Genomic DNA, 25,954 nt, shown 5'->3' with positions numbered 1-25,954 from the left:
CGCAGGGAGGGGGCATGCGCCATTTCGAAGAGGCCGTGGAGCAGCAGCGCGCGTCGGGGGCGCGGTTGATCTGGCTGTCGGCCGGAGCCGCCGTCCTGAATGCATGGGTCGTCCAGGCCACGTTCGCCGCCTTGTTGATCGCGGGAGCCTGGTGGATCAACGCGTTGCTGGGCAGCCAGGCAGGGGCCGCGGAGCTCGTGGCGGCCATGGTCTCGATGTTGCTGGCCGCCCGCTACATCGATGCGCTGCTGGAGGTGGCCGGCTATGGCGAGATCCTGCGCGGCGCGCGCGCCCAGCTCGACGCCATCGAAGCACTGCTTGCGGTCGAACCCTTGCCGGAGCCCGACGCGCCGCAGGCGCCGCTGGACGCGTCGATCGAACTGCGCAATGTTCACTTTCGCTACGCCCAGGACGAGCCCTATGTACTGCACGGCGTGAATTTGCGCGTTGAGCCTGGCAGCATGATCGCCTTGATCGGCGAATCAGGCTCCGGCAAGACCACGCTGGCGCGGCTGATCGCGCGCTTCTTCGACGTGAATGGAGGCAGCGTGCTGCTCGGCGGCGTGGACGTGCGGAAGATCTCCAGCGGGCGGCTGGCGGGTCAGGTCAGCCAGATCTTCCAGGACAACTATCTCTTCACGGGATCCATCGCCGACAACATCCGCGTTGGAAAACCCGATTGCAGCGATGCCGAACTCCTGGACGCCATGCGGCAGGCAGGCGTGGCGGAAATCGTCTCGCGCCTGCCGCAGGGCCTGGAAACGCCCGTGGGCGAGGGGGGCACAAGCCTGTCCGGCGGCGAGCGGCAGCGCATCGCCATCGCACGGGCGCTGCTTAGCGACGCGCCTATCCTGCTGGTGGACGAGGCCACGGCGGCCCTGGACGCGGAGAACCAGGCCGTCATCGCCGAGACGTTGGCGCGGCTACGCGGCAAGCGCACGCTGGTGGTGATCGCGCATCAGCTTTCCACGGTGGCGATGGCCGACCGGATCGCGGTGCTGGAAGGCGGTCGGATCGTGGAAGAGGGGGCGCCCGCGGCGTTGCGCGAAAACCAGGGGCGGTATGCGCGGTTTCTCAGCCAGCGTCAGGCCGCCAAGGGATGGCGCATTGGCGGAGGAGACGCCTGATGCGTGCAGGGCTGTCAGCGCTGTTCGTCGTGCTCTGCGGCATATCGCTATTGATCGGCGCCCGGCAGATGGCGTGGTCGCAGCTGTTCTCGCTGTCCGGCGATGCGTGGCTGACGCTGACCGCGAGTCGGCTACCGAGGCTGGCGGCGCTGACGCTGACGGGAATCGGGCTGTCGGTCTGCGGCGTGATCCTGCAGCACATCGTCCGCAACAAGTTCGTCGAGCCGGCCACGTCGGGCGGGCTTGACGCCGCCAAGCTTGGCATCCTGGTGGCGATGACGCTGGCGCCGTCCATCGGGACGGCGGGGCGGATGCTGTTTGCGCTGGGCTTTTGTTTCGCGGCCAGCCTGGTCTTCGTGGCCATCGTGCGCCGCGTGAAGTTCAAGAACACGATCCTCGTCCCGGTTATCGGCCTGATGTACGGCGGCGTGCTGAGCGCGCTGGCGGAATTCCATGCTTATCGCAACAACATCCTGCAGAGCATGCAGGGCTGGCTGCTGGGCGACTTCTCCAAGATCGTGCAGGGCAACTACGAACTCGTCTATCTGATCCTGCCGATCGTCGCGCTGACCTATCTGTATGCGCACCGCTTCACGGTGGTGGGCATGGGCGAGGGCATGGCGCACAGCCTGGGGCTGAACTATTCGGCCACCGTGGCGTTGGGATTGATGCTGGTGGCAGTGACCGTGTCGGCCACCGTCATCACCGTCGGGGCGATTCCGTTTGTCGGGCTGGTCATCCCCAACCTGGTCGCGCTCCATTATGGCGACAACCTCAGCCGCACCTTGCCTGTCGTGGCCCTGGGCGGGGCGTCGCTGCTGCTGTTTTGCGACATCGTCGGCCGCCTGCTGATTTATCCGTTTGAAGTCCCCATCGGCCTGACCGCCGGGGGCATGGGCGGCGTCTTGTTCCTTGCGCTTATCCTGTGGAAGCATCGATGATGCGCGCCGCTTCTCAAAGAATGATCTGGTTGACGGTCATCGCACTGGCCGTGTTCTTCCTGTTCTTCCGATCGGGGCTGGACTTCGATTACGTGATTCCGAAGCGGCTGGCCCGGCTGGCGGCCATGATCCTCGGCGGCATCTGCATCGCCTGGTCGTCGATCGCGTTCCAGACCCTCACCGGGAACCGGATCCTCACGCCGGCGATCATGGGCTATGAGGCGGTCTACCTCTTGCTGCAGTCCCTTCTGGTGCTGGCCATGGGCACGCAGAGCCTGGTGGCGCTGGGCGCGAACGGCAACTTCTTCGTGTCGGTCCTGCTGATGCTGGGCTACTCGTGGATCCTTCATCGCTGGCTGTTCCGCAACGGCGGCCAGAACGTGTATTTCGTGCTGCTGGTGGGGCTGGTGCTGACGATGGTGATTGGTACCTTCACGCAGTTCGTGCAGCTGAAAACCAGTCCCGGCGAGTTCTCGATTCTGCTCGGATTCACCCAGGCGTCATTCGGCCGGGCGGAGCCGCGGCAGTTGCTTGTTTCCGCCGCCCTTGTCGCCGCGGTGTGCCTGGCAGGATTCAGAAGCCTGCCGACGCTGGACGTGATCTTGCTGGGGCGTGATCAGGCCATTTCCCTCGGCGTGGACCATCGGCGCACCGTCCGGCTGCATCTTGCTTTGATCGCGGTGCTGGTCGCGGTGTCGACCAGCCTGCTCGGGCCCACGGCGTTCATGGGGATCTTCATCGCCAATACCGCCTATGCGCAGGCGCGCTCGCGCAGGCACCGAATCACTTTGCCCACCGGCTGCGCCATCGCCGTGGGCATCTTCATCCTGGCCCAGCTCGCGGTCGAGCACGTCTTCAACTACAAGACCACCGTTGGCATCCTGGTCAACCTGGTGTGCGGCGGGTGGTTTCTTGTGATGATGGCGCGCACGCGGGGCACTGCATGATCACCACCCGGAATCTCTTCAAAACGTACGGATCGAAGTCCGTCCTGCGCGATGTGAGCGTGCAATTTCCCACCGGAGCGCTGACCTCGCTCATTGGTCCGAACGGCGCGGGCAAGACCACGCTCTTGATGATGATCGCGCGGCTGCTGGACCCGACCCGCGGCGACATCCTGCTCGATGGTTCCAGCGTGGCCCACATGCGCAGCGCCGACTACGCGAAGCGTGTCGCCACCTTGCGCCAATCCCCGGAATTCAACCTGCGCCTGACGGTTGAAGAACTTGTCGCCTTTGGCCGGTTTCCGTACAGCCGCGGCGCATTGACGCCGCGCGACCTGCGGGCGATCGACGAGGCCATCGCGTTTCTCTCGCTGGACCGACTGCGCCGCGCCTATGTCGACGAGCTGAGCGGCGGCCAGCGCCAGATGGCGTTCCTGGCCATGACCATTGCCCAGCAGACGGATTGCCTGTTGCTGGACGAACCGCTGAACAACCTTGACATCAAGCACGCCGTTCAGATCATGCGAGCGCTACGCCGGCTGTGCGATGAACAAGGCCGCACCGTGATCCTGGTGGTGCACGACATTAATTTCGCGGCCTGCTACTCCGACCACATCGTTGCGATGAAGGACGGCGCGGTGCGTTGTGCCGGCGCGGTGTCCGAGGTGGTCACCGAAGACTGCCTGCGGGAGTTGTATGGACTGGATTTCGAGATCACGCACGGAGAACGGGGACGCCTGTGCAACTACTTCAACCCCCCGGGAGAATTGAAATGATTTTTACGCACAGACCGCGGGCACTGGCCTTGTCGTTGGCAGTATCGCTGGGTGCGATGGCCGCGCTGCAGGGTTGCGGCCAGGAAGCCGCGGAATCACCCAAGGCAGAGGCGCCTGCGGCGGCCGCCAGCCCGGCTGCGTCACAGGCCTACGCCAGCATCACGGTCCAGCACAAACTGGGCACGACCGTCATTGAAAAGCTGCCGCAGCGTGTGGTGGCCCTGGATATGAACGAAGTCGACTTCCTGGACGAACTTGGCGTGCCGGTCGTCGGCATGCCCAAAGACTTCGTGCCGCACTTTCTTGCCCGCTACAAGGATGCGGCGCAGGTGCAGGACATGGGCGCTATCGTGCAGCCGAACCTGGAACGCGTGCATGCCGCCCGGCCCGACCTGATCCTGATCACGTCGCTGCAGGCGAACCACTACAAAGAGCTGAGCGAGATCGCGCCGACGATTCACTTCGACGTGGACTATCGTGACAGCCAGGCCAATCACGTCGAAATCGTCAAGGATCACCTCATGACGCTGGGGCGGATCTTCCAGAAGGAAGGCCTTGCCCGCCAGAAGGCGGCGGAACTTGACGCCAAGGTGAAAGAGGCACGGACCCTTATCCAGGACCGGCCCGAGACGGCGCTCATCGTGCTGCACAACAACGGCGCGTTCAGCTCGTTCGGCACGCAGTCGCGCTATGGCTTCATCTTCAAGGCGCTGGGCGTCAAGCCCGCTAGCCCGTCGGCCGAGGCCGGCCTGCACGGCCAGCCGATATCCAGCGAGTTCATCCAGCAGGCAAATCCCGACATCGTTTACGTGGTCGATCGCACCGCCGTGATGGAGCGCCGGCCGAGCCTGAACGCCGACACGCTAAGCAATCCTCTCTTGCGCCAGACATCCGCCTGGCGCCACGGCCGCGTGGTGTTTGCGGACGCCGAGGCCTGGTACGTCACCGCCGCCAGCGTGAAGTCGCTTGAACTCATGATCGACGACGTGACCAAGCCCTACCGGAACTGATTCGATCGACGCCAAGCGCGTCCTTGTCGACCCAAACGTAAATGATTCCCAGTCGCCTGAATTTCCGGGCGAACCAAAGCTCAACCCAACGGAGCATTCCATGAGCAAACGCCGCCAGAGCGGACACGCCGCACGTCCCGCGCGACAAGCACGGCGGGCGAACGCCGTCTTCGCCCCCAACCACCTCGTCGCCGCCTTGTTCGGCCTGGCCTTCGGCGCCGCCGCGCCGGCGACGTCGGCCCAGGAAGCCGCCGAGGCCGGGGTCAAGACGCTTCCGACGGTGACGGTCACGGGGCAGGCCGAAGTCCCGGCCACCCCCTACGCAGGTGAGCAGGTCACGTATGGTGGCCGCGTAGGCTTTCTTGGCGACAAGGATTTCATGGACACGCCGTTCTCCGTCATCAGCTATACGGACAAGTACATCCAGGACCTGCAGGCCAGGGACATCACCGACGTGATCGCCAGGACGGATCCATCGGTTTTCAGCAACGGCGTCACGGGCGCCTGGAGCGAGACCTATTCGATACGCGGTTTCGGGACCAGCACCACGGATACGGCGTTCAACGGGCTGTTCGGCATGGCGCCGTATTACCGGACGATGCCCGACATGTTCGAGCGCATCGAGGTGCTCAAGGGACCGTCCGCCTTGTTGAACGGCATGCCTCCCGGTGGATCGGTGGGCGGGAGCATCAACCTGGTTCCCAAGCGCGCCGGCGCGGAGCCATTGACGCGCCTGACCACTACCTACATGTCGGATGCGCAGTTCGGCGGGCATGTGGACATGGGGCGGCGCTTCGGCGAGAACCAGCAGTTCGGCCTGCGGTTCAATGGTGTGTATCGGGATGGAGACGGCCCCGTCGACCATCAGAAGCGGCGGGCGCAATTGGCGGCGGTAGGCCTGGACTGGCGTGGCGAGCGCGTGCGCATTTCCGCGGACCTGTACGACAGCGATGAGCGCATTGACGGCGTGACGCGCGGCATCAACCTGGCGCCCGGCATCGGCGTGCCCAGGCCGCCCAAGCCCGAAACCCTGCTGAACCCGGACTGGGCCTATGCGAAAAACCAGGACAGGGCGGCCATGATCCGCGGCGAATTCGACGTCAGCGACAGCCTGATGGCCTACGCGGCAATCGGGACCAGCAGAACCGAGTACACCTACAACGGCGCCATGTCGGCGCAGGTATTCAACGATGCTGGCGACTTCCGGACCTCGATGGGCCAGCTGAACATGAACTTGAAGAAGACGTCGGGTGAAGCCGGCTTCCGGGGCAAACTGCAAACGGGCGGCGTCAAGCACCAGTGGGTGCTCAATGCCACGTACTACTCGGACGATCAGCGGGACTACGGCCGCCGTTCGGTGCCCGGGGCCGATTGGGTCACCAACCTCTACAACCCGGCCTGGGGGCCGGCCCCTGCCGGTTTCTGGCCGCCGATATTGCGCTCCAAGACGCGCCTGGTCAGCTACGGCCTGGCGGATACCCTGTCCTTCGCCGAAGACCGCGTGCAACTGACCCTGGGCGCCCGCCGGCAGGAAGTCCGCACCGATACCCTGAACGCGACGACCGGGGCGCTGACCAGCCGCTATGACACAAGCGCCACGTCGCCCGCCGCCGCGTTGCTGATCAAGGCGACGGACAATATCTCCGTCTATGCCAACTACATCGAGGGCCTGAGCAAGGGCCAGACCGCGCCGGTAACCGCCGCCAATGCCGGGCAGCTGTTTCCGCCATTCAAGACCAAGCAGAAGGAAATCGGACTTAAGGTTGATCTGGGCGATTTCACCCATACGCTGGCGCTGTTCGAGATAAACAGGCCCAGCAGCTATACGGACCCCGTCACCAACGTCTTCTCGTTTGGCGGCGAACAGCGCAATCAAGGCGTGGAATGGGGCTTCTTCGGCGAGCCGATGCCCGGCGTGCGGCTCATGGGCGGCGTCGCGTATATCGACCCCAAGGTGACGAAAGCCGCCATTTCGGCCAACGAGGGCAAGCAGGCTACCGGCATCCCCAGGCTCCAGGGCAAGCTGGGCGTGGAATGGGATGTGCCGGCGCTGCAGGGCTTGACGTTGACCGCCAATGCGACCGCGGTATCCAAGCAATACATCAGTGCCGACAACTCGTTGTCAGTGGCGGGGCACACGACCTACGACGTGGGCGCGCGTTACGCGACGAGGGTGGCCGACCATGCCGTCACGCTGCGGGGCGGCATCACCAATCTGACGAACAAGGCTTACTGGGGAATGCCTCAGCTGTCTAGCCTGGCCCTCGGCGCGCCGCGAACTTTCATGCTCTCAGCTTCAATGGACTTTTGAAGCTGAGAGAGGGCCGTGCGCCGGCCCCCTAGAACCGATAAGCGGCCTTCAGCGATCCCGAATGGCTGTTGCCTCGGGACGCGAATTCGCCGTCGTACTGCAGCCTGAAGTCCAGCCTATTGGCGTGCGTAACCTGGATGCCCGCGCCGATGCGTCCGACCACATTGTCGGTGGGCATCGTGGTGGTGAAGCTTCCCACGCCATTAGAGGCGCCCGCGATCCTGGACTTGGTTTTCCAGCCATCCTCCGAAAGCAGCGACACGCCTGCGTAGGCGAAGGGCCGCAACATGGCACCGCGCGGCAGTTCGCTGCGTCCGCCGATTTCCAACGTGGGGGCAAGGCCGAAGACCATCTGATCGCTGCTGGCGACCTTCAGATGCAGGGCGTCACCCGACTCTTCATAGCTCGACATCCGTGAGTAAGTCGCGTCCAGATCCACATAGGGTTTCATGTAGACGTTGCCGTCGGTAAAGGTCCTGGCCACGCGTATGCGCGCGCCGAAGCTGTACACATCGGGCTTGCTCGTGGCTTGCGACTTGAAATTCGGGATCGCCAGATTGCGGTTCAGGTCATACGACCCGTAGCCTGCGCCCAGCGCGCCCGAAATCGTCCAGGGCCCGGCTTCACGCTTGAGCACCAGGCCGGCATACCCCGTGTCTCCGGAACCGGTGACACGATGGTCGTCGCCACTAAGATGCGAGTTCTGGTAGGCGAATGAGCCGCCCAGATACCAGTCCGGCGCAATCCGCCGCTGACCGCCCAGCTGGTACGTGACGCTGTCCAGCGAGAATCCCGATGAGCCGTTGCCGCCGTCCTGGTTCGTATTGCGCCCTGTGATCTGCCCCCAGACGCAATCTTGCTCCTTGGTCATGGGACCGTCCGCCACGAACGTCGGGCAGGACATCATCGCGCCGGTGAAGCGCGCCATGCCCAGCTGCATTTGCGCGGCGGGCGCCAGCGCGACGCCGGGCGACAGGTCCGACAGGCGGTTCTGGTACGAGCCGGCCCCTTGGCGCGAGCCCGCGTCCAGCACCGCGTACAGCTTGGCAAGCTCGGCGGATCCGCCTTGATCCCAGTCACGTTGCAAGTGGCTCGCCACGTTCGTCGGGTTGCGCTTCAACTGCATCGAATCCGCGTTGAAGTTGGCGCCGACAGCGCGCACGTGGGTGGTGGCGCCATCCTGGCGCGTTTCGTAGTCGACCACGGGGGAATCCGATGCGGCCAAGACGCCGGTGCGGACACCCTTGACGTTCATTACGGCCAGCTCCCGATTCGGCAGCAGCGCGAGCGGCGCCACGAGCAACTTGCCATCCAGGGTGGCAGGCCCGTTGATGGTGAGGAAGTCGGATGCCATCTTGTCGAAGTCCGCCCCCACCTTGAGGGTGCCCTGCGCGGATTGCGTGTAAGTCGTGTCGAAGGTCGTCGCGACGAAACGGGTACGGTCATAACCCCAGTTGGTGCCTTCACGTCCGCCCAGCGCAACCAGGCCGTTGTTCTGCAGCGATGCCCCGACGTATTCCGGGCCGGACGAAAAGGTGCCGGTATTTATCATCCCGCCGCCGTTCTGGTAGACGTTCCCCATCAACAGGCCGGCGTTGTTGATATTGAGCAGACCCGTCGTGGCCCGGACTGCGGTGGCGCCGGTTACCGAGCCAGTGCTCGCTATGGTCATCATGCTGTGGGCCGCGCTGTCCGTCCATATGCCGGTTGCTTGCGCGGTGGCGGATCCGCCGGTGACGCTGCCGCCGATGGTGAGGGTGACGCCGTTTCCGTTCGCGTTCTGCGCGAAGATGCCGATGCCATTGACCGCCGTTGACGAGACGGTCGCATTGGGGCCGACCGTGACATCGACCGTGGCTTCGCTGAGGAATTCCGAAACGCCGGATCCTGCGTAGACGGTATTTCCATCGTCCGCCAGCTTCAGGCCACCGGCGCCGCTGACGCTTTGCGCCAGGATCCCGACCGCGCCGGCGCCCGTCACGGCGATGATGCCGTTGTTGGTCACCGAGACGTTGCCACCTAGCCCGTCGCCCGCGGTTAGGGAACCGGCTTTGCTCGCATCGACGGAAAGGGTGGGCGAGGTGCCTGGCAGGCCGATCAGGCCACCGCCTCCGCCCACCGATTGCGCGACCAGGCCATGGGATCCGGTCCCGGTTGTCTTGATCCAGCTTTGCGTGCCCAGACTTGCGGTCACCGTGCCGCCGTCAGCCTGCGCGTCGAACTCCGGCGTGCTGCCAAAAATGCTGGTTTTGATCCCGGCGGTCGCTTGTTGATTTTGCGAGTTGATCACGATCCCGCCGCCGCCGCCCACGCTTTGTGCAAGCACCCCGAAGGCGTTATTGCCCTGCGTTGTGATGCGCAGGGCGCCGTTGTCTTGCAGCGTCACGGCGCCGCCGTTGCCTTCGCTTGTATTCTGGGCTTGGCCGGTCGACAGTTTGATGGCCGGGATGGGGTCGTCGGCGACGGCAACCCGCACACTGGTTCCCGCACCCGCGAAGCCGCCGCCACCGCCCACCGATTGCAGCACCGTGCCGAACGCCGCTTCGCCCTGCGTGCCGATGGTCGTGATATTGGCCGGGGCGCCCGCAGCGGTGGAAAGGGTGACGGCCCCGCCATTGCCCGCGCCGCCGCCCGAACCGCCGTAGCCGACGCCGACGGCGAGGGTGCCGAAAAAGCCGTCCGAGCCGTCCGCGGCATGGCCGCCGCCACCGCCCACGCTCTGCGCGTAGATGCCGGCCGCGCCATAGCCGCTGGTGGCAATCGATCCGCCATTGAGCGCCGTCGTTACACTGCCGCCGGTTGAGCCCTTGCCACCATCGCCGCCCACGCTGTAGTTGGAGTTCACGTCGACTTTCGTCGGATCCACCCAGCCCGAGCCCGTTGCAAGGGCGCCGCCCCCTTTACCGCCGCCGCCGCCGATGCTCTGCGCAAATATCCCCGCAGACCAATCGCCCGCGGTGGTGATCGTGCCCGTGGGATCCAGATTCACCGTGACCGCACCACCGGTATTGCCTGCGCCGCCCGCGCCGCCGACCGACACATCATGATTAAGGTTGAGCTGAAAGTTGGGCGGCGTCTCTTTCAAGAGCTTCTGGTACACATCCTGGAGCACGTTCTTGGCGTCGACGCGACCATCAAGAATGGACACGATGGGATTGTCCGCGGAACCATCCGACCCGGCCGACCCACCTTGCCCGCCACCACCGCCGATGGACTGCGCCTGCACGCCCGCGGCGTCACCGCCGTAGGTGGCAATGTTGCCGCCGACCGTCACCCCAACGGCGCCTCCCGCGCCGCCGGCCCCGCCCGTCTTGCCCACTTTGACGTCGAACGACGGTGACACGTGCATGGCCAGGCCAACGAAGTTATAGGAGCCGCCTTGTGACGCACCCCCGCCGCCGCCAATGCTCTGCGCCAGCACGCCCATGGCGCCGGATCCCGCGGTCTGGATCTGCCCCGTGGGCAAGACCTCCACCTGGACCAGGCCCCCATTGCCGCCGCCGGCGCCTGATCCGCCCAAGCCGATGCTGGCCGTCAGGACGGACCCTGTGCCGAAATCCTGCGTGTTTGCACTGCCGAAGCCGGCGTTGCCGCCCCCGCCACCAATCGATTGCGCGGTGATGCCGTTGGCATAATCGCCGTAGGTCGCGATAGTGCTGCTTGCAGTCCCGGCCGCATCGGGCGTGAACGTGGCTTGCCCGCCGGATACGTTGACCAGCCCCCCAAGGGCGCTCCAGACCGAATTGCCGTTGCCGCCGGCGCCGCCATCCGCTCCCACGGCCACGGCCACATTCAAGGATAAGGAGAATGCGCCTTCGGGCACCGTACCGCCGTAATCCAGTGCAGCGGCCAGCGACGACGAGTCGCCGCCCGCGCCGCCGCCACCGCCGATGCTCTGGATCAACACACCGTGCGAGCCCTGGCCCCGGGTTTCGATCTGTGCGCCCTGCGCAGCGGCAAAGGTCACGTAGTTGCCATCACCGGCGATACCGCCCGTGCCGCCGACCGCCACCGAAACAGGAATCGAAACTTGTGTGCCGGCTTCAGTCACCGGGATCCCGATTGCCGCCGCCTTCGCCGTGGCATTCCCGCCCAGGCCGCCGCCGCCACCTATGCTCTGGATGACGGCGCCGAACGAATCGATGGGCTGCGCGTTCGCCGTCAGGCACGGGTCGGCGCAGGTGCCGTTGACCAGCCGCGAGGTCTGGCCCGTCTTGATGCTGCCGCCCAACATCTGGGAACTGACGACGCCGCTGTTGCCGCCGGTTCCGCCTTGTCCACCCACCGCGACGGCTACCGTGGCCAGGGGGCCGACGCTGTAAGCGAACGCCTGCCCGCCCGTGCCGCCGCCGCCCCCGATGGACTGGCCGATCAGGCCTGCCGCCTTCGTCCCCTGGGTGACGATATTGGAATTGTCCAGGTTCAGTACGACGGACCCGCCCGTGCCGCCGTCGCCGCCCGATGCGCCAATGGCGACCGAATGGAAAATGCCAAAGCTGCTGGCATTGCCTCCATTGCCGCCGCCACCGCCGATGGATTGGGCGACCAGGCCGTGCGCGTTGTCGCCGCCGGTAGTGAGTGTCAGGCTGGTGGGCATGCCGACCACGTCGCCGCCCGAGCCGCCTTTACCGCCGCTGCTGCCCAGGCTGATCAGCCCCTGCGTCGCACCGCCCGCGCCACCGCCGCCGCCGATGGATTGCGCCAGGACACCTATCGCGGACAGCCCCGTGGTGGTGATGGTTCCGGACGCGTTGATGCTTACCTTGTTGGCGTTGGCCTGGAGCGGATTGGTGTTGGCATCGCCACCCAGCGAAACCCCCAGGCCGCCGGCGCTTCCCGCCGCGCCGCCGCTGCCGCCGATGGACTGTGCCAGGACGCCCATTGCCATGGTGCCGCTGGTGCGAATGGCGCCGGTGTTCGTCACGGCAACGGCGCCAGGCGAACCCGCGGCGCCGCCCGTGCCGCCTTTGCTGTAGAAAATACCGTAGTCGACCGACGCGGCGCCACCCGCGCCCCCCAGGGACTGCGCGATGATGCCGACTGCGTCCGCGCCGGCCGTCGTTATCGTGCCGGCGTTGGCGACGGTTATCGCGCCTGCCGAGCCGCCGTTGCCACCGCTGCCGTCAACGCCGCTCAACTGGCCGTTGCCGTTGCCGCCGTTAGCGCCGGCGCCGCTGGCGGTTTGTGCCAGGATGCCGGGCGAGCTTTGCCCCTGCGTCGATATGGTCGTGTTTGCATCCGTCGATATCGTCAACGTGCCCGTCGAGCCACCATTGCCGCCGTTGCCTCCCTGGACGTCAGTCCCGGTAGCGGAGGCGGCTGTGCCGCCGTCATTGCCCAGGTTCTGCGCAAGGATGCCGAAGGCGTTTGCGCCCTGCGTGGCGATCGATGTTCCGGTCAGGGTCACGTTCATCGATCCCGTGGAGCCGCCGGCGCCGCCATCGCCCCCTGAACCGCCGCCGATCGTTCCGGTGAGCGTACCGCCGTTGCCCCCCAGCCCGCCTTGCAACACCGCATAGATGCCATGGGAGTCGCTCGCCGTGGTGGTGATCGCGATGGGCAGGGCCTTGCTGCCCGCCAATTTGACCGTCAAGCTGCCGACATCGCCACCGTTGCCGCCATTGCCCGCGTTGCTGCTGCCTAACCCCGCCAAATCGCCGCTGTAGTAGCCGCCCGCGCCGCCCGCACCGCCCAGTTGCGAGGTCTGGATGCCCGACGCATGGTCGCCTGTGGTGGACAAGCTGATAGGGGCCGTGGCCGTGGTGACCCATACGCCCGCGTCGCCGGCCTGACCCCCAAGGCCACCATTACGGTCGTGATAGCTGCCGCTGTTGAAGTTGCCGCCGCCAGCGCCGCCACGCGCTGAAACCAGCAACGCGGGCAACTGGCTTCCCGTCGTTGAAACACTGGCGTCCGTCACGTTGATCTGCAAGGGAACCTGCGAGCCGTTGATGGTGCCGGCGTTGCCGCCATTGCCGCCCAAGGTGTCATCTTCATCGGCCATGCCATTGCCGCCATTGCCCGCCAGGACGATGGCTGCGACGCCCGCTCCGGGGGCTGGCGGCGTGCCGGCCTGCGTGACGGTGACGTTGCCGCCGCTCAGCAGGGTGACCCGGGCGCTGAGGTCGCCCGCGGCGCCGATGCCGGCCGCCCCGCCATTACCCAGGCCCTTGTCGGTCGAATCGCCGCCCTTGCCCGACGTGGATTGGGCCAGGACGCCATACAGCGCGGACGAGGCGCCCGAGTTATTGGCCCAAACCCAATTCAAAGCGACGTTGCCGGAATTCGTGACCGAAGCGCTGCCGCCGCCGCCGCCCATGTTGGCGCCGCCGTCGTATTGGTCAGCGCCATTGCCGCCGCTGCTGGAGGCCAGGATGCCTGCGTAGCGTCCCGTTCCTGCCAGGTTGACGTTGATGCTTCCCGTATTGACGATGGACGCGCCCGCCGACTGGCCACCGGCCCCGCTGGGGTTATGGTCGTCCGTGGTGCCGCTGCCGGCGCCGCCTTGGCTCAGCGCGGCCACGGCCGCGCCGCCCGCTACCGTGACGTTGGGCAGATTGATGCTGACGTCGCCGTGATTGGTCACCGAAAGGATCTCGGTCTGCGACCGGCCGGCTACGCCGCCATTGCCGCCATAGTCGCCGTTGCTGCTGCTGGCGGCATTGCCACCCTGCATTTGGGCGAAAAGCCCGTAGAGGTTGCCGTCGGTGACGATCGAACCTCCTGCGGACTGCAACGTCAGGTTGCCCGTGTTGATCACGGTCAGGCCTTGTGTATCGATACCGGTCAGCGTGCCATCTGGATCGCCGTTGCCGCCTATCGACAAGGCCTGCAGCGCGGCCTTTGTCGAAGCACCCACCGTCACCGTGATGTCCGCGCCGGCATTTGCGTTCACGGGCGGCACGGGGTTGTAGTTGCCGGCCTGGAATATGACCGCTTCCTGGGAAGTGCCCGACGTGTTGCAGGACAGCCCGCTGCTGCTGCCGCCGCAGTTGTACGTCTGGCCAGACGCCGAACCGCCCAAAAAGGCGCCGGCAATCGCGGCTGAGAGCGTGGTCACGCGAAGGTAAACCCGGCGGTTTGTCATATTTTTCCGGTTATCAAGAGAGCGCTGAGGTAGGCTGACGCAGCATAAAAAACTTGTGCGACACTGTATGTCCCTAGAACTGAGGACATGACGGAACAAGCCGATGAAGGCAGACTCCCCAGTTATGTTCCGAGCGGGGTTCATCCTAGGGATCCGGTGCGCCATGGTCGATATAAATCGAAGCCGTCCGACGGCCATTTGATGCGAAAAAAAGACACTCAACAAAGGTCTGAACCGGCGGCGCAAACTTCCGGCACGAACGAAGCGTTGCCGCGCGCAAGCCACGCGTCGGCAGCCGACGGGGCGCCTATACGTGTCGCGACGGTCGAAGACGATGCGGTTTGCCTGCAGGCATTGGCGCACGCCGTAGAGACCGCGCAGGGATTAAGCATGGTGTGGATGGCGGCCAACCGGCGCGAAGCGTTGTCCCTGCTGCCACGCCAGCCGCTCGACGTGCTGCTGGTGGACCTGGGCTTGCCCGATGGCTCCGGCCTGGATGTGATTACCGCGGCGCGGCAAACCTGGCCTGATTGCGCCGTGATGGTCAGCACCATTTTTGGGGATGAGACGCACGTCCTGCGCGCCATCGAAGCGGGCGCCATGGGCTATGTGCTGAAGGACTTGAGCGCGCAGGAACTGGTCGCCGAAATCCGCAGCCTGCATGCGGGAGGCAGCCCGATCAACCCGATGGTGGCCAGGAAACTTCTGTTGCGGCACACCGTGCAGGCGGCGCCCGTCGAGGCCGTCGCCGCCCCGGCAAGCGTGCCCCTTGTATCGCCTTCGGCGCGCGAAGCCGAGACGCTGCGCCTGGTCTCGCGCGGCTATACCGTAGACGAGGTTGCCAGCGCCTTGGGCGTCTCACCGCACACCGTGCAGACCTTTGTGCGGCGTATCTATACCAAGCTGCAGGTGAATTCACGGGCCGAAGCGGTGCGCGAGGGCGCGCGACACGGGTGGCTGAGTGAGGATTGAACGGTCAAGGGGGGCGTGGCCTTGGGCGGCCATTCGCAATTGGGACGCTGTGCTCGCGTCACTGCTCGGCCTTTTTCTGCTGACTGTTTGCGGATTGGCGCGCGCCGAGTCGCCCGTGCTCCATATCACCGAAGCGCAGATGTGGTCGTCATCAAGCACGACCTGGATGCAGCCGGCTTCGATGGCTGAACTGGACGCCGGGGACAGCGCCATGAATGCCGCCGACACCGACTGGCATCCGACACATCTGCCGCATGCCCGGCCGCGAGCGGCGTGGCCGCGACGTGTGAAGGGCGCCGCGGACCGTGCCGAAGTGCAGTGGTACCGCGTGCACATTGCCGCCACGGCCTTCACGACGCCGCGGCTGCGGCTATACGCAGCACGCTGGCAGGCAACCGGCACGCTGGCGGTATACGTGAACGGGCAGCGCGCCTGGCAATCGCGGGGTGACCGCGCCTGGAATAACTTCAACCATCCTTTATGGGTGGATCTGGGCGGCCTGCTCCAGCCGGGCAAGGATGCGTGGGTGTATGTGCGCATGGCCAACCAGCCGAATACGGGCGGCGCGCTGTCGTCGATGTGGGTCGGATCGGCTGCCGACCTGGTGCCGTCCTGGCGCTGGCGCACTTTTCTGCAGACGGCGCTGCCGACCTATTGGCGTGGGTCTTTCCTGCTGCTGGGATTCTTTGCCTTGGGCATCGCCGTGTGGCTGCGCGCTAACCGCCGTCGCGATACCAGCCTGGTGCCGGCCGGCGGGGCGTGGCCGTTCGCGCTTTTCTTCTGCATGGCGGTTGCGCAGGCGCTGGCTGCCTTGCTGTTCCTGGTGGATGACGCGGGCCTGGACATGAGCTTCGCCTGGTTCTCCTGGATGACCTTGGTGGGCATGGTCACCGTGCCGGTCTGCGGGTTTCATTTCCTTGGCATGGTGCAGCGTCGTCCGCGCCCGCGCTTGGGCCGCGTCCTGGTGGTGTACTGGGCCATCGTCGTCGTGGCGACGCTGCCCTATTGGTGGACGGAGTATCCCGGGGTTCTGGCAGTGCAACGCCTGGCAATCCTGCCGCCGGCCCTGGCGCAGATCTATGCCGCCATGGCCAACGCCTGGCATGAGCGCAGCCGCGCCAATGTGTTGCTGGCCGCGTGGGGGCCCGTGTCGTTGCTGATGGCGTGGCATGACCTGCGCATGCAGAGCTTCAAGGTGGACATGGAAGGCATTTACCTGACGCCTTATGTGAATCTGGGCTTGCTCACCCTGTTCGTGTATGTGGCGTTCACGCGCTACACCCGTGCGCTGTCGGTGGCTGCGCGCGCCCGCGTCGTGCTGGCCCAACAACTGGCCGCACAGGAGCGCGAACTGGTGCAGGCCCATGAGCGCCTGCGCGTCGCCGAGCGCGAGCAGACACTATTGAACGAGCGTCAACGCCTGATGAGCGAGATGCATGATGGCGTGGGGTCTTCTCTGATGAGCGCGCTGCGCCAGGTGGAGCTTGGGCGCACGCCGCTTGATATCGCCCAGGTTCTGCGGGAATGCATCGACGATCTGAAGATCGCCATCGATTCCCTGGAAAGCACCGATGCCGACCTGTTGGCCTTGTTGGGGGCCTTGCGCTTTCGTTTGGGGCCGAGGTTGACCGGGGCCGGGATCGCGCTGCGTTGGCGGATGAGCGACCTGCCGCCGCTGCAGTGGCTCGACGCGCAAAGCGCCCTGCATGTGCTGCGTATCTTGCAGGAAGTGCTGACCAATATCGTCAAGCACAGCGATGCGACGGATATCACCGTGACCACCGCCGAAGCGAAGGCGGATGCGAGCGGTGCGGGTGAGGTCGGCGTGTGGGTGTGCGTGCAGGACAATGGCCGGCCGTTCATGCCACCGCCGCCGGAGTTGGCATTGCCGGGGCGGCGGGGCGTGGCCAATATACGCAATCGCGTGGCGGTACTGGGCGCGCGGTGCGTTTGGCAGCCACTGCCTGGCGGCACCCTGTTCAAGCTGTGGCTGCCCTTGTTCCAGCACGACGGTGATGACCAGAAAAAGCTGCCCGAGCCTCATGGCGTAGAAGCCACCGAAGCCGGTCGAGCAGTACTTCTTGTCCAGCAGGTTGTTGACGTTCAGCGTCGCTGACAGATGGCGGTTGACGTCGTAGCGCGCCATCGGGCCGACCCGCGCGCAGGCGTCGCGGCCGATTACAGGAATGCCGTCGCGGCGATGACCGCCAGGCCCGCGCAGAAGTCGGTGTGGGCGCGCGTGTAGTGGTTCGCGGCGTGCAATAGGTTGATCTGTCCAAGCAGGCGGCCGTGGCCGTACACCGGGACGTTCAGCACGCTCTGGCAATCCAGGGCGAAGATGGCGTCTGCGTCGGGAAAGTTCGCCCTGACTGCATCGGCGTCCGGCGTCAGCAACGGCTTGCCTGTCGCCACCATTTTCTGCATTGCGGGCGCCGCGCCTATCGTTTTGGTTCCGCTGGCCGGATAGCGCTCGGGGGCGCTGCTGTACAGGCGATGCGCGATGCCGGCCGTCAGGTCATAGCGCAGCGCGGTAAACAGGCGGTGGCCCACCGCCCGCTGCGCAATGTCGTCCAGCACCGCAAGCAAGCGGTCGGGCGCGTCGGCGCGTGGCGCGCAAGAGAGCGCGGCGCTTAAAAGGTCGATTTCGCGCTGGGACAGGGAGAAGGGCGCCGTCATTGAGCGGCCCCCTTCCCGGTGGTTGTCCCTGGAACCGCGCCCAGCGGCAGCGTGACGCAGGAAGCATGCGCGCCGCCGGTGCCGATCTTCAACAACGGCGGGCGGCCGTGGGGCACCTGGCCGCAGTGGTCTTTGTCCGCCCCGGCTATCGATACACGGATGCGGCTGCCCGATTGGAATTGCCAGGCGGTGGGCAGCAGGGGGACCTGGACGCGTTCGAACTGCCCGGGCGTCAGCGGCTGGGCGTCCTGCCTGCTGAATGTGCGAAAGGGCCACGTCGTCTGGTACTGCGGCGGGCACGGTGAAACCTTGCGATGCAACAGGCGCAACAGGCCTTCGGTCACATAACGCTCGGCGCCGCTGGCCTCGATCTCGGTCACGTAGATAAACAAGGCGGCATCGGGTTCGCTGCTGCTGACCCAAAGGTCCGCCACGACATGGCCCGCCAGTTCAGCCGGTGCGTCCAGCGGCGCCGATGTGAAATTGCACATGCGGTCGCCGCGCCCCTGCCAATCGGGGTAATACTCGGTGCTATTGATGGCGGCGATGCGCTCGTAGCGCGTGCCCGCGCCGGTGCCGATGGCAAAGTCCACTTGATAGTCGTGATCCGTACTGTCGGGAAGCGGTGCGGTCTCGAGCGCCAGGGCCGGGGTCAGGTACAGCTTGCTGTCGGCGTCCGGGTCATAAGGTGGCCATTGCGTGGCGCTGCGCCATTGCTCGGCGTGCATCGCGTAGTAATGGACGGGCGCTTCGGCGTTCAAGCCGGTTTGGTGGCCCAGCAGGTAGTGGTCGAAGAATCGCAGCACTTCCGCCAGCCACGGAAAATCCGCCATCTGTGTCGACCGCCAGGGCGACACATCGATGCGCGCGCCGTGATCCCATGGGCCAAGCAGCAGGTAGCCGGGGTTCCTGGACAGCGTCAGATAGCGCGAAATGGCGCCGTTCATGTAGCCGCCGCCGTCCATCCAGCCCGATACCGACAGCACGGCCACGTCAGGGGGGATTTGCGCGGCCAGGCTGTAGGGGCTGAAGGTGGCCGAACTGAACTGCGCATCGTAGGGCAGCGGGTCTTCGCGAAAACTGAACTCGGGCATGAACTCGGTCTGGCGGAAGTTGCCCAGATGTTCGCGGATGGCCGCTTGTAGCAATATCCCTTCCGGATCTTCGTCCACCGGCTGCGGGCCTTCGAAGTGGGGGTTCGCGTAGTAGACGAACCGATGCAGCATGTCGCGGCGGTCATGGTCCAGGGCGACCATCAGGTCGTCGTAGCTTTGCGTCAGCGCCTTCAGTTGAATGCCGCCCGGAAAATAATTATCGGTGTAGGTGTCCCATACCGAAAACAGCGGTGCAATCGCCTTGACGGCCGGGTGCCCCGTGCTGGCCAGAAAATCCGACGCCGCGCCCAGGTACGAAATGCCGGTGGCGCCCACGACTCCGCTGGACCACGGTTGCGTGACGATCCATTGCACCACTTCACGGCTGTCGTCGCGCTCGCGCGGCGAGCGGAAACTGTCGCGGGTGCCGAAGCTTGCGCCGGTGCCGCGCACATCGATCACCACGACGGCGTAGCCGCGCGGAACAAGGAAGTCCCGAAACTTGGCGGTGTTGGGCGCGCGTTCGCCAACACCGTCCGGATGCAGCTTGAAGCGTCGGTAGTAGGGCGTGAAAAGAACGATGGTGGGGAACTGCGCGGGCGGCGACGCATCGGGGCGTGCGGATTTTGTTTCCGGGATATAGACGTCGATCGCCAGGCGGCAGCCATCGCGCATGGTCAGGTAGCGGGAACGGGGGGCCGGGATCGCGTAGATCTCCGGTCGGGTATCTGCGTAGTCCTGGGGAGGGACCACCCACGCCCCATTTTCGTTTTTCCGGTACGACGGCATGGACTTCCTTGAAATCATGGTGGGAAGAGCGGGCTGGACGCGGGGCCGCAGCGACTGACCCACCATGTTATTGACGCGTGCGGGGCCGCACCAATATGCAATGTGGATGTCGGTATAGGAAAAAGTGATACGGCCCGTGGGGCGGTTGTCGCGAATCTTCATAGGGATTACGCGCAGGGGTCACCTTTTCCGACGCATCGTTGAATATGATCCGGGCGTGATATAGGAAATACCGATGGATCTGCGACAACTCAAATACTTCACGCGCATCGTCGAGCTGGAGAGCATCACGGCGGCCGCCGATACCTTGCATATCGCCCAGCCATCTCTGAGCCAGCACGTGGCCAACCTCGAGCGCGAGTTCGACACGCCGTTGCTGCTTCGAGGCCCCGGCGGCGTCCGGGCCACCGACGCGGGCAAGCTGTTGTACCGGCACGCCAAGATGGTGTTGCGGCAGGTTGAAGAGGCCAAATCCGCCTTGAAGCACGGGCGCGACACCCCGGCCGGTCACGTCACGGTCGGGCTGCCGACCAGTACGTCACGCGTGCTGGCGGTGCCGCTCATTGAAGCGGTCGCCAAGCGGTATCCGGAAGTGTTGTTGGAAGTGATCGAGGGAAGCAGCGCCGACCTGGCTGTGGCGGTATCCCTGCATCGCATGGATATCGCGGTGGCGATGGACGTTCAGCCGCAGCCGGCGCGGATGACCACGACGCCGCTGCTGATCGAAAACCTGTACCTGGTCGGCCCGGCGCTGGGCGTAGAGGCCATATCGCTGCAACGCATGGCGGAACTTCCCCTGGTGCTTCCCAGTTTTCCCAATTCGATACGCGTGCTGGCCGCGCGCGCCTTCGCCGAAGACGCGTTGCCGTTGACGCTTGTGGCCGAGACTAGCGCGGTGTCCGTTCTGCTTGGCTTGGTGCGGGCGGGCAAGGGCTGGACCGTGCTGCCCTCGTCCGCCCTGGTGGGGCCAGAGGCCGACTCCGATCACGTTGTGTCCACGCCCATCGCGGACAAGGCGTTCAGCCGCCGGGTGTCGGTCTGCATGTCCTTGTCCACGGAAAAAAGCGTGGTGTGCACGCACATCCATCAGACTCTGATCGAGGTGGCCCGCGACTTGGTCGAGACGGGGCGATGGGGCGGCGTGGTCTGGAAACACTGACCGCCCATTGCGCTATTCCGGCTTGATGTTCGCCAGCTTCGCCACCTTGCCCCAGTGCGCGCGGTCGGCCGCCACGATGTCGTCGAACGCCTTGAGCGTGACGCCGCTGGCGGTCGCGCCTTGCACTTTGAAGTACGCGGTCATCTCGGGCTCGGTCACAACCTGGTGCACCAGGGCCGCGATTTTCTCGGCGACGTCCTCGGGAATTTGTGCGGGGGCGAACAGACCGAACCATCCCAACGCTTCAAAGTCCGGAAAGCCCTGTTCGGCAACCGTGGGCACGCCGGGAAGCACGTCCAGGCGCTGCCTGGACGTGACGGCGACGGCATTGAGATCGCCACGCTGGATGTAGGGCAAGGACGTCATGGCCACGTCCAGCATGAAGTCCACGTGTCCCGCCATGGTGTCGGTCAGGGCGGGGCCGGAACCGCGATACGGAACGTGCGTCACCGGGATGTCCAGGCTGGTGCGCAGGGCCTCGGTGGCCAGGTGATTGGACGAACCCAGGCCGCTGGACCCATAGGTCAGGCCGCCCGGCTTGTTGTTGGCCTTGGCGATCAAGGCCTTCAGGTCGTGCGTCTGCAGTGCCTTGTTGACGACGACTACGTTCGGTACCGAAGCGATCATCGCCAGGCCCCGAAAGTCCTTCAGCGGGTCATAAGGAAGGGCTTTGTACAGGAACGGCGCAACCGATTGCGTGCTGACCGTGCCCAGGAACAAGGAGTAGCCATCGGCGGGTTGTCCCCGCGCATAGGCGGCGCCCAGCGTTCCGCCCGCGCCGGGCTTGTTTTCGACGACGAACGGTTGCTGCGTCAGTTGGCCCAATCGCTGCGCCACTTTGCGCGCCACGATATCGGTCGAGCCACCCGCCGCGAACGGCACGATGATCCGAACGGGCTTGTCCGGCCAGGCCGCGGCCAGTTGCGCGTGGGCAGACGGCTGCATGATCAGGGCGCTGGCGACGGCGGCCAGCAGGGATAGCGTTTTCATAGGGACACTCCGGGGATCGTGGATGGAGGCCGGTCGAGGTCAATCGACCTGGACGCCGGTGCGCGCAATGAAGTCGCCCCATACCTTGGCGTCGTCCTCCGCCCGGGTGCGCATGGCCTGGGCGCTGCCCTTCAGCGGAACGAAGTACAAGTCCTTCAATTTCTTGTTGGTGGCCGGGTCGGAGATGGCAGCCTGGACCGCGGCGTTCAGCTTGCTGATGATGGCGCCGTCGGTTCCCGCCGGGCCGACCACGGCAAACCAGCCGGGCATCGCGGGCGCCTGTATGCCCGCCTCTTTCAAGGTGGGCACGTTGGGCAGGTCACCGGCCCGTTGGTCGGCCAGAATCGCCAGCGGCACCACATTGCCGCCTTCGATCTGCGGCAACGCCGAGCCCAGCACACTGGTCATGACGTCGACCTGTCCGCCGATCACGGCATTCAACGCGGGGCCAGAGCCCTTGTAGGGAACGTGTTTGAGCTTGATGCCGGCGCCCGCCGCGATCATTTCGGTCGATAGGTGCGTGGAATTGCCGGCCCCCGCGCTGGCGAACGTGATGCCGTCCGGCGAGGCCTTGGCGGCCGCCAGCAGCTGCGGCAAGGTCTTGTACGGGCTGTTCTTTCCGGCGACCAGCACGAACGGGGTGTCGACCACAGGCGCGATGTAGGCGAAGTCCTTGTTGGCGTCATAGGGCAGGCTCTTGTACAGCTTCGGGTTGAAACTCATCTGGGATACGCCCGTCAACAGCAGGGTGTAGCCGTCGGCGGGGGCTTTGGCCACATAGGACGTGGCCACGATGCCGTTCGCGCCCGGCTTGTTTTCGACGACGACAGAGGCGCCCAAAGCGCTTGCCATCTTCTCGCTCAACAGGCGGGCGACCACGTCCGCTCCGGACCCCGCGGACTGCGGAACGATCAGCCGGACCGCATGATCGGGATAGGTGGACTGGGCTTGGGCCGTTACGCCAATAACGGCCAGTGCGCAGACAAGCGCCGCGCGCAAGCAATGGGCCCGACGGGCTTTACTAAGGTCGTACATCGATTTCCCCTGGTTCGACGCGCTGGGCGCGGTCTTCTTTTGTGTGTGTGATGCGTGCGGACTCATGCTAGGCAGGCGGTCAAATCAATTCAAATACTGCTTTCCTATGCGCCTATAGGTTTTTCCTTTGGCGCCGGCGGCCGGGCGCCCGCGATGGCATCTTTTCGGCCGTCGCACGCTGACTCAGGCAGTTGAGCGCTACCCCAAGAAGCGATAAATTCATTTGGCATGTCTGGTTCGGTGGGCATCACCCCACGCGAAATCCGCTTCTGGCTAACGGAGATCTCATGGACCTACTCACGACTATCCGCACCCACATCGCCGCACTTGGCCTGCCGCTATACGCGGTCAGCGCCAGCGCTGTGCAAAAGGCCGACACTCCCATTTTGTTGACGCTGCACTGGCACGGCTTTACGCCCGACAGGACGGCGATTACCAAACCGCTACGCTCGGTTGCCGCATCAGCCATGCAACTGAACCAGCGCTGGAACGATGTGGCCGACATCGACCAGGCCATGCTCGAAGCGGGATGGCGCTTGGGCGCCTGGGACGTGGAACGCGTAGCGCATTCCGGCTGGTGCCGCCTGAACGCGCCGCTGGAAGAAGCCGTGGCCTGCCGACGGGCGTTCGCCGACTATTCCGATTTGCCCGGCGGGCAGGAGCGGGTCGCACTCGAAGCGCCGGATCATTCGGCGCTGATGGAGCTGGCCGCCAGGAAGGGGTATCTGCGCTGGATGTTCCGGCCGCGCAAGAACGGCATCTGGAATCAGACCGACGCGGACGACGCCACGGTGGACGCCGAGGGCGGGCGCTCGCAGCCGTGTCCCGTGCACGTCGCGCCCTCGGGCAGGCTGCAAAAACGCGTGACTTTCCGGCTGGGCAAGGCCGTCGGCATCTGGGTTCGTGGGTGATGCAATTTGATGCAATTTGGGGCCCTTGAAGTTGCTGGGGCTTGCCCATAGATCCTGATGCGCGCCCGCGAGGCGCAGTGTTTGGTGATCTGATTTGTTCAGGAGATTGAGTCATGAAGATCCGTCCCCTCTATGACCGGGTAATCGTCAAGCGCATCGAGCAGGAACGCAAGACCGCATCCGGCATCGTGATTCCCGATTCCGCCGCGGAAAAGCCCGAGCAGGGCGAAGTCGTGGCGGTCGGTAGCGGCAAGGTCGGTCGCGACGGCGCCGTGCAGAAGCTGCATCTGAAAGTGGGCGACCACGTCCTTTTCGGAAAGTATGCCGGGCAGACCGTGAAGGTCGATGGCCAGGAGCTGTTGGTCATGCGGGAAGACGATGTGCTGGCGGTGCTGGAACCCGCCCGCGACACGTTGAAGAAAGCGGCTTGATGCCGCTGCCCGAGCCGGTATCAGGAATCTTCCAAAGAAATATCAGGAGCCTTAGAAATGAGTGCCAAGGACATTCAATTTCACGATAACGCGCGCGCCCGCGTGGTGAAGGGCGTCAACATTCTGGCCGACGCCGTCAAGGTCACGCTGGGCCCCAAGGGGCGTAACGTGCTGCTGGAACGTAGCTTCGGCGCCCCGACGATCACGAAGGACGGCGTATCTGTCGCCAAGGAAATCGAGCTGAAGGACAAGTTCGAAAACATGGGCGCCCAGATCGTCAAGCAAGTGGCCTCGAAGACGGCCGACGTGGCGGGCGACGGCACCACCACCGCCACCGTGCTGGCGCAGGCCATCGTGCAAGAGGGCATGAAGTATGTGGCCTCGGGCATGAACCCCATGGACTTGAAGCGCGGCGTGGACCAGGCGGTCCAGGCCGTCGTGGAAAAGTTGAAAACGCTTTCCAAGCCCATCTCGACCAGCAAGGAAATTGCCCAGGTCGCGTCCTTGTCGGCCAATTCCGACGAGACCATCGGCCAGATCATTGCCCAGGCCATGGACAAGGTTGGCCGCGAAGGCGTCATCACCGTGGAAGACGGCAAGTCGCTGGACAACGAGCTGGATGTGGTCGAAGGCATGCAGTTTGACCGCGGCTACCTCAGCCCGTATTTCGTGACCGACCCCGAGAAGCAGGTGGCGCAGCTGGACGAGCCACTGGTGCTGCTGCATGACAAGAAGATCTCGAACATCCGCGATCTGTTGCCGGTGCTGGAAATCGCCGCCAAGGCGGGCAAGCCGTTGATGATCGTGGCCGAGGACGTGGACGGTGAAGCCCTGGCCACCCTGGTCGTGAACGCCATTCGCGGCGTGCTCAAGGTGGTGGCGGTGAAGGCGCCCGGCTTTGGCGACCGCCGACGCGCGATGCTGGAAGATATCGCCATCCTGACGGGCGCGACGGTGATCTCGGACGAGACCGGCATGCAGCTGGAAAAAGCCACGCTGGAAGAGCTGGGCAACGCGCAGCGCATCGAGGTGCGCAAAGAAGCGTCCGTCATCATCGGCGGCGCAGGCAAGCAGGCGGACATCGAAGCGCGGGTGGCGGTCCTGCGCAAGCAGGCAGACGAAGCCACCAGCGACTACGATCGCGAAAAGCTCCAGGAACGCGTGGCGAAGCTGGCTGGCGGGGTTGCCGTGATCAAGGTGGGCGCCGCCACCGAGGTCGAGATGAAAGAGAAGAAGGACCGTGTGGACGACGCGCTGCACGCGACGCGCGCCGCCGTGGAAGAGGGCATTGTGCCCGGGGGCGGCGTGGCGTTGCTGCGGGCGCGCACGGCCATCCACGGCCTGAAAGGCGCCAACGCCGATCAGGACGCTGGCATCCGCATCGTGTTGCGCGCGCTGGAGGCACCGTTGCGGGCCATTGTCACCAACGCGGGTGACGAGCCCTCGGTGATCGTGGCGAAGGTGCTGGAAGGCAAGGGCAACCATGGCTACGACGCGGCCACCGGCAACTATGGCGACCTGGTGGAACTGGGCGTGATCGACCCCACCAAGGTCACCCGCACCGCGTTGCAGAACGCGGCGTCGATCGCCGGGCTGATCCTGACGACGGACGCCACCGTGGCGCAGGCGCCGGAGGAATCCAAGGCCCCCGCCGCACCTGCTCCTGAAATGTCGTTCTAACCAGGACGCCGGGGGGGGGGG

At 65.2% G+C, this 25,954-nt stretch carries 17 protein-coding genes; 12 read left to right on the top strand and 5 right to left on the bottom strand.

What is annotated here, in order from left to right:
• The 6 genes from ACE039_RS01435 to ACE039_RS01410 all read left to right on the top strand — a co-directional run.
• A partial coding sequence (locus ACE039_RS01435) for an ABC transporter ATP-binding protein (RefSeq protein WP_485821475.1) occupies positions 1-1,127 on the top strand: 1,127 nt, incomplete at its 5' end.
• Positions 1,127-2,068 carry an ABC transporter permease gene (locus tag ACE039_RS01430; protein WP_485821474.1) on the top strand — a complete coding sequence of 314 codons (942 nt, stop codon included), beginning with the start codon at positions 1,127-1,129 and terminating at the stop codon, positions 2,066-2,068. The genes ACE039_RS01435 and ACE039_RS01430, both read left to right, overlap by 1 nt.
• Entirely contained in the window at positions 2,068-3,015 is a 948-nt protein-coding gene (locus tag ACE039_RS01425; RefSeq protein WP_485821492.1) for an iron chelate uptake ABC transporter family permease subunit, read from the top strand. Before ACE039_RS01430 ends, ACE039_RS01425 begins: the two co-directional genes overlap by 1 nt.
• Positions 3,012-3,788 carry an iron ABC transporter ATP-binding protein gene (locus ACE039_RS01420; RefSeq protein WP_485821473.1) on the top strand — a complete coding sequence of 259 codons (777 nt, stop codon included), beginning with the start codon at positions 3,012-3,014 and terminating at the stop codon, positions 3,786-3,788. The genes ACE039_RS01425 and ACE039_RS01420 overlap by 4 nt, the downstream gene beginning before the upstream one ends.
• Positions 3,785-4,798 carry a siderophore ABC transporter substrate-binding protein gene (locus tag ACE039_RS01415; protein WP_485821472.1) on the top strand — a complete coding sequence of 338 codons (1,014 nt, stop codon included), beginning with the start codon at positions 3,785-3,787 and terminating at the stop codon, positions 4,796-4,798. The genes ACE039_RS01420 and ACE039_RS01415 overlap by 4 nt, the downstream gene beginning before the upstream one ends.
• 100 nt (positions 4,799-4,898) lie before the next feature.
• Complete coding sequence (locus ACE039_RS01410; RefSeq protein ID WP_485821471.1) at positions 4,899-7,109, top strand: TonB-dependent receptor; 2,211 nt, start codon at positions 4,899-4,901, stop codon at positions 7,107-7,109.
• A 28-nt stretch (positions 7,110-7,137) separates the two neighbouring features.
• On the opposite strand, the gene ACE039_RS01405 is transcribed toward ACE039_RS01410, so the two are convergent.
• Entirely contained in the window at positions 7,138-14,169 is a 7,032-nt protein-coding gene (locus ACE039_RS01405; protein ID WP_485821470.1) for an autotransporter outer membrane beta-barrel domain-containing protein, read from the bottom strand.
• A gap of 228 nt (positions 14,170-14,397) precedes the next feature.
• Here ACE039_RS01405 and ACE039_RS01400 point away from each other — a divergent pair, with 228 nt between their 5' ends.
• On the top strand, positions 14,398-15,168 hold the full coding sequence (locus ACE039_RS01400) for a response regulator (protein WP_485821491.1): 771 nt from the start codon (positions 14,398-14,400) through the stop codon (positions 15,166-15,168).
• Positions 15,169-15,283: 115 nt separating this feature from the next.
• A complete protein-coding gene (locus ACE039_RS01395; protein WP_485821469.1) occupies positions 15,284-17,284 on the top strand; it encodes a sensor histidine kinase in 2,001 nt (666 codons plus the stop codon).
• A 62-nt stretch (positions 17,285-17,346) separates the two neighbouring features.
• On the opposite strand, the gene ACE039_RS01390 is transcribed toward ACE039_RS01395, so the two are convergent.
• Together ACE039_RS01390 and ACE039_RS01385 are read right to left on the bottom strand one after the other, a co-directional pair.
• Positions 17,347-17,844 carry a GAF domain-containing protein gene (locus tag ACE039_RS01390; RefSeq protein ID WP_448709037.1) on the bottom strand — a complete coding sequence of 166 codons (498 nt, stop codon included), beginning with the start codon at positions 17,842-17,844 and terminating at the stop codon, positions 17,347-17,349.
• Positions 17,841-19,691 (bottom strand): CocE/NonD family hydrolase, encoded by a 1,851-nt coding sequence (locus ACE039_RS01385; protein WP_485821468.1) that lies wholly within the window; start codon positions 19,689-19,691, stop codon positions 17,841-17,843. The genes ACE039_RS01390 and ACE039_RS01385 overlap by 4 nt, the downstream gene beginning before the upstream one ends.
• Positions 19,692-19,962: 271 nt before the next feature.
• Between ACE039_RS01385 and ACE039_RS01380 the strand changes: the two genes are divergently transcribed.
• Positions 19,963-20,886, top strand: coding sequence for a LysR substrate-binding domain-containing protein (locus ACE039_RS01380; RefSeq protein ID WP_448709039.1), 924 nt, complete (start codon positions 19,963-19,965; stop codon positions 20,884-20,886).
• A gap of 12 nt (positions 20,887-20,898) precedes the next feature.
• On the opposite strand, the gene ACE039_RS01375 is transcribed toward ACE039_RS01380, so the two are convergent.
• Both ACE039_RS01375 and ACE039_RS01370 read right to left on the bottom strand, forming a co-directional pair.
• Positions 20,899-21,876 (bottom strand): Bug family tripartite tricarboxylate transporter substrate binding protein, encoded by a 978-nt coding sequence (locus ACE039_RS01375; RefSeq protein WP_485821467.1) that lies wholly within the window; start codon positions 21,874-21,876, stop codon positions 20,899-20,901.
• Between the two features lie 39 nt (positions 21,877-21,915).
• A complete protein-coding gene (locus ACE039_RS01370) occupies positions 21,916-22,911 on the bottom strand; it encodes a Bug family tripartite tricarboxylate transporter substrate binding protein (protein WP_485821466.1) in 996 nt (331 codons plus the stop codon).
• A gap of 287 nt (positions 22,912-23,198) precedes the next feature.
• On the opposite strand from ACE039_RS01370, the gene ACE039_RS01365 reads away from it, so the two are divergent.
• From ACE039_RS01365 to groL, 3 genes are all read left to right on the top strand, one after another.
• Entirely contained in the window at positions 23,199-23,822 is a 624-nt protein-coding gene (locus tag ACE039_RS01365) for a diguanylate cyclase (protein ID WP_448709042.1), read from the top strand.
• Between the two features lie 113 nt (positions 23,823-23,935).
• On the top strand, positions 23,936-24,253 hold the full coding sequence (locus ACE039_RS01360; RefSeq protein ID WP_485821465.1) for a co-chaperone GroES: 318 nt from the start codon (positions 23,936-23,938) through the stop codon (positions 24,251-24,253).
• A gap of 57 nt (positions 24,254-24,310) precedes the next feature.
• Entirely contained in the window at positions 24,311-25,933 is a 1,623-nt protein-coding gene (gene groL / locus ACE039_RS01355) for a chaperonin GroEL (RefSeq protein ID WP_448709043.1), read from the top strand.
• Positions 25,934-25,954: the final 21 nt, after the last annotated feature.

The organism is Achromobacter maghribensis (genome assembly GCF_057334215.1).
This window is presented reverse-complemented; position numbering and strand designations above follow the sequence as displayed.

Coding starts and splice junctions, on each gene's coding strand:
- ACE039_RS01410 (WP_485821471.1), top strand. CDS start 4,899: ATGAGCAAACGCCGCCAGAGCGGACACGCCGCACGTCCCGCGCGACAA.
- ACE039_RS01375 (WP_485821467.1), bottom strand. CDS start 21,876: ATGAAAACGCTATCCCTGCTGGCCGCCGTCGCCAGCGCCCTGATCATG.
- groL (WP_448709043.1), top strand. CDS start 24,311: ATGAGTGCCAAGGACATTCAATTTCACGATAACGCGCGCGCCCGCGTG.
- ACE039_RS01380 (WP_448709039.1), top strand. CDS start 19,963: ATGGATCTGCGACAACTCAAATACTTCACGCGCATCGTCGAGCTGGAG.
- ACE039_RS01415 (WP_485821472.1), top strand. CDS start 3,785: ATGATTTTTACGCACAGACCGCGGGCACTGGCCTTGTCGTTGGCAGTA.
- ACE039_RS01420 (WP_485821473.1), top strand. CDS start 3,012: ATGATCACCACCCGGAATCTCTTCAAAACGTACGGATCGAAGTCCGTC.
- ACE039_RS01365 (WP_448709042.1), top strand. CDS start 23,199: ATGGACCTACTCACGACTATCCGCACCCACATCGCCGCACTTGGCCTG.
- ACE039_RS01360 (WP_485821465.1), top strand. CDS start 23,936: ATGAAGATCCGTCCCCTCTATGACCGGGTAATCGTCAAGCGCATCGAG.
- ACE039_RS01425 (WP_485821492.1), top strand. CDS start 2,068: ATGCGCGCCGCTTCTCAAAGAATGATCTGGTTGACGGTCATCGCACTG.
- ACE039_RS01390 (WP_448709037.1), bottom strand. CDS start 17,844: ATGACGGCGCCCTTCTCCCTGTCCCAGCGCGAAATCGACCTTTTAAGC.
- ACE039_RS01430 (WP_485821474.1), top strand. CDS start 1,127: ATGCGTGCAGGGCTGTCAGCGCTGTTCGTCGTGCTCTGCGGCATATCG.
- ACE039_RS01400 (WP_485821491.1), top strand. CDS start 14,398: ATGCGAAAAAAAGACACTCAACAAAGGTCTGAACCGGCGGCGCAAACT.
- ACE039_RS01370 (WP_485821466.1), bottom strand. CDS start 22,911: ATGTACGACCTTAGTAAAGCCCGTCGGGCCCATTGCTTGCGCGCGGCG.